General features: G+C 42.3%; 3 protein-coding genes. All 3 read left to right on the forward strand.

What is annotated here, in order from left to right; translation table 11 throughout:
- The first annotated feature begins 636 nt into the window (after positions 1-636).
- Entirely contained in the window at positions 637-2,502 is a 1,866-nt protein-coding gene (locus Q0081_RS20380) for a glycogen synthase (protein WP_298357743.1), read from the forward strand.
- A 40-nt stretch (positions 2,503-2,542) separates the two neighbouring features.
- Positions 2,543-3,370 (forward strand): type 1 glutamine amidotransferase domain-containing protein, encoded by an 828-nt coding sequence (locus Q0081_RS20385; protein WP_298357745.1) that lies wholly within the window; start codon positions 2,543-2,545, stop codon positions 3,368-3,370.
- A partial coding sequence (locus Q0081_RS20390; protein ID WP_298357749.1) for a thiamine pyrophosphate-binding protein occupies positions 3,360-3,775 on the forward strand: 416 nt, incomplete at its 3' end. The genes Q0081_RS20385 and Q0081_RS20390, both read left to right, overlap by 11 nt.

The raw sequence follows: 3,775 nt of genomic DNA on the forward strand, positions 1-3,775 counted from the left end.
AAAGGCAAAAACGAAGGGCAATGGCTTGGTCCCCAAAAGGTTCTCGAAATCTTGCCATCGCAACCGCATATTTCAAAATACCTGCCTAATATAGTTTGCACAAATTATTTACAGTAACCAATTTTATGTAAAAATATTCCTAAAATGGAAAGAATATTCTACTAATTGTTTATGTATTTCTTTTTATACTCCTATTTTGAAAATATTTTTAGACAATTCAGCTTCTTTTGTAGAAGTACTGTTTTTTTAGACGGAATAACTAAGATACATCGCGTTCCCTGTTAAAAAAGGTACCTTCCATGGAAAAAACAGGTCTTTGACTGAGAATATTTGGAATTTCGTAGCTTAACGTTGATTTTTGGTATATTAATGTTTAAAGAAGAAAACTCAAAACCTTTTTTTACTCAACACTCTAACCCCTTATAGTAATTGTAATTCTTTGTACTTAAAAGACTCATAAACGTTCTAAAAGATTTAAACCCGATTCTGCACTTCTCAAAGGAAGTGTTTGTTGTTTACCTGTCACTCCCAATAGAGGATACGTTCGACTTATCTACTGATACGTTCGTATTGTTCTTTCGTATATGTGGTTATGCTCTCCTTTTAGCTGTTGAAAACTCTAAAACCAGTATTCTATTGACCTCTTTAATTACAAATTCGAAGAAAAAGCTATTATTTGAAGTTTCCTGGGAGATATGTAACCAGATAGGGGGAATCTACACCGTTATTCGATCAAAGGTTCCTTCCATGATTGAAAAATGGGGAGATAGATACTGCATGATCGGGCCTTTTTTTGCGAAACAGGCAGCCGAGGATTTTGAGCCGATTTACCAGTTGGATGATTCCCCAATAGGCAGAGTCGTTAGAAAGTTACGCAGTATGGGATTGACTGTACATTACGGATATTGGTTGTTAGTGACGGGTAAGCCCAAAGTACTGTTGTTCGATATTAAGAGTATCCGGTCAAGAATTGACCAAGCCAGGTCTGATTTTCAGGAAGATCATCAAATTCGAGATTTTAGTTCTGACGAGCTCGTGAATCAAGTAATGGCTTTTGGGGAAATGGTTCGACTCTTTCTCGTCGAATTTGTGGCCGAAACCAGCCCTTTTGAAGAAGTTGTTGCTCATTTTCATGAGTGGATGTCAAGCAGCGGTTTACCGAAATTGTACGCGGACAAGGTAAATATTGCCACTGTATTTACTACCCATGCGACTCTATTAGGGCGCTATATAGCCCAAAACGAATCAACGTACCGCAGCAAGCTCGAAAAGTTTAACTGGCTACAGGAAGCACGTCGTTACGGGATTGAAGCACAGGTGACCATTGAACGAATGGCGGCTCAAAGCGCCGGCACTTTTACTACCATCAGCGACATTGTAGCTCAGGAATGTATTCATTTTCTGGGAAGAGTACCTGATTTAGTAACGCCAAACGGTATAAAACTGGAGCATTTTGCTCAATACGAACTGGAGACTTTACACCATAAAAACCGTAAGCACATCCATAAATTTGTCATGGGGCATTTCTTTCCGAGTTATACATTTGACTTAGATAAGACCATTTATTTTTTCAGTTCGGGGCGGTATGAATATAAGAATAAAGGGTTTGATATGACTCTCGAAGCTCTTACTCTTTTGAATAAAAAAATGAAAAAAGCGCGAATGAACACTACTGTGGTGATGTTTATCATCACTAATCAGAAGGTGCGTTCGATTAATGCCGGCGTGATCAATTCACACGTGATACTCAATGAACTGGAAACAACCTGTAAATCCATTCAAAAAGAAGTAGGAAATCGGTTGTTTAGAAGTGTAGTTTCGAGCAGCGATACGCAATTTCCCGACCTCAATGATTTTGTCGATGAATCGGTCAAGTATAAAAGAGGAAGGACAATCCTGAATTGGAGAACCGAAAAATTGCCCGCTTATGTAACGCACGATATGGTGGAGGAAGATGATATTGTTGATTATTGTCGTCGGACCAACCTGATTAACAATCGGTTAGACAAAGTTAAGGTGGTCTATCATCCCGAATTTATTAACGTGTCCAACCCTTTGTTTGGTCTTGATTACGGGCAGTTTGTTTGCGGATGTCATTTGGGGATTTTTCCCAGTTTTTATGAGCCTTGGGGGTATACTCCTCAAGAATGTGTGGTCAGGGGAGTTCCTACCGTGACGAGCAACCTTTCAGGTTTTGGCCATTATATTACTCAAACCATGCCCAATCACGATGAACGGGGCATTTATGTGGTGAATCGTGAATCGCAAACGTACCCAGAATCAGTGGAACAGTTGACTGACATTATGTACCGGTTTGTGAAAATGATGCGCCGTAACACGGAGGATAAAGTGGATCGGATTCGGGCAGAAAATGGCTTGGAAAAATTCAGTTGGCATAACATGCGAACTCATTATGACACGGCTCACGAAATCGCGTTGAAACGAAAAAAAAATATGCCCAGGTCGTCTGCATTGCAAGTAGAATTGGGCGAAGTTTATTGAAAAACCTTTAACATATAGTTCATCTTTATTCCTAAGTTTTATGTCAAAGAAAGTTTTGGCCATCCTGTCTGAGTACGGATACTGGGGTGTCGAATTAGTAGGCCCCCTCGAAAAGTTGGAGGCTGCCGGCTACACCGTTGAATTTATGACGCCTAAAGGTAAAAAGGCGCAGGCATTACCACCAAGCTACGATACTACCTACGTAGATCCACCGCTTGACGTGTGCGTGACTACTCCCGAAGCAGCCGAAAAAGTAAAAGCATTTGAAGCGACCAATCGCTTGGAAGCGAGACGCAATTTGTCAGAAGAGCTGCCGGAAAGACCTTATTTCTCCACTCCGAATTTCCTCAGAGCTTTTGAGCAATACTATGCTGACCTGAAAGTGGCTCAGGAAAAACTCACCGAAGAATACGCGGCACTCCTGTTGGTAGGCGGAAGCGGCCCGATTATCGACATGGTAAATAATCAACGCGTCCATGATTTGATTTTGGGTTTCTACAAGAAAAATATGCCGATTGGGGCCATTTGTTACGGGGTAGCTCCGCTGGTTTTTGCCCGCGACTTCAACGAACGCATTTCCATCATTAAAGGCAAACACGTGACCGGTCACTGCATTGAGTACGATTACCACGACGGTACGGGCTTTTTGAATACCGACTTGAATATGGGGCCTCCACCGTATTGTTTGGAATATATTTTGGCGGATGCGGTAGGACCGGAAGGTCAGTTCCACGGAAATTTTGGAAAAGAAACGTCAGTGATCGTTGACTATCCATTCATTACGGCGCGCTCACTTCAGTGTTCATTTGAGTTTGGCGATCAGTTGGTAGAAGTACTTGATAAAGGCGTAAAAAGATATGGGTGGTAAAACAGGAAACCAGAAAATCGTTGAGCAGTTCCTGGCCGACGGTATGGACTTTATGTTTGGAAATCCGGGTACGGTTGAACAGGGTTTCCTGGATGCCGTGGCTGAATATTCCGAAATGAAATACATTTTAACGCTTCAGGAAAGCATCGCGGTAATGATGGGCGATGGGTATGCTCGCTTTTCACAACGCCCTACGCTTGTTCAGCTTCACAGTTCTCCCGGTATCGGCAACGCCGTTGGGGCGCTCTATCAGGCCAAAAGGGGCCATGCTCCATTGGTGGTGATTGGCTCGGATGCGGGTACGCAGTACATGAACATGGATTCGCAAATGGCCAACGATCTGGTGGCTATGATGGCACCCGTTACCAAATTTGCGACCGTAGCACTATCGTCAAAATCATTACT

It is taken from the genome of Runella sp., assembly GCF_027484545.1.
Taxonomy (GTDB): domain Bacteria; phylum Bacteroidota; class Bacteroidia; order Cytophagales; family Spirosomataceae; genus Runella.

Coding starts and splice junctions, on each gene's coding strand:
- Q0081_RS20385 (WP_298357745.1), top strand. CDS start 2,543: ATGTCAAAGAAAGTTTTGGCCATCCTGTCTGAGTACGGATACTGGGGT.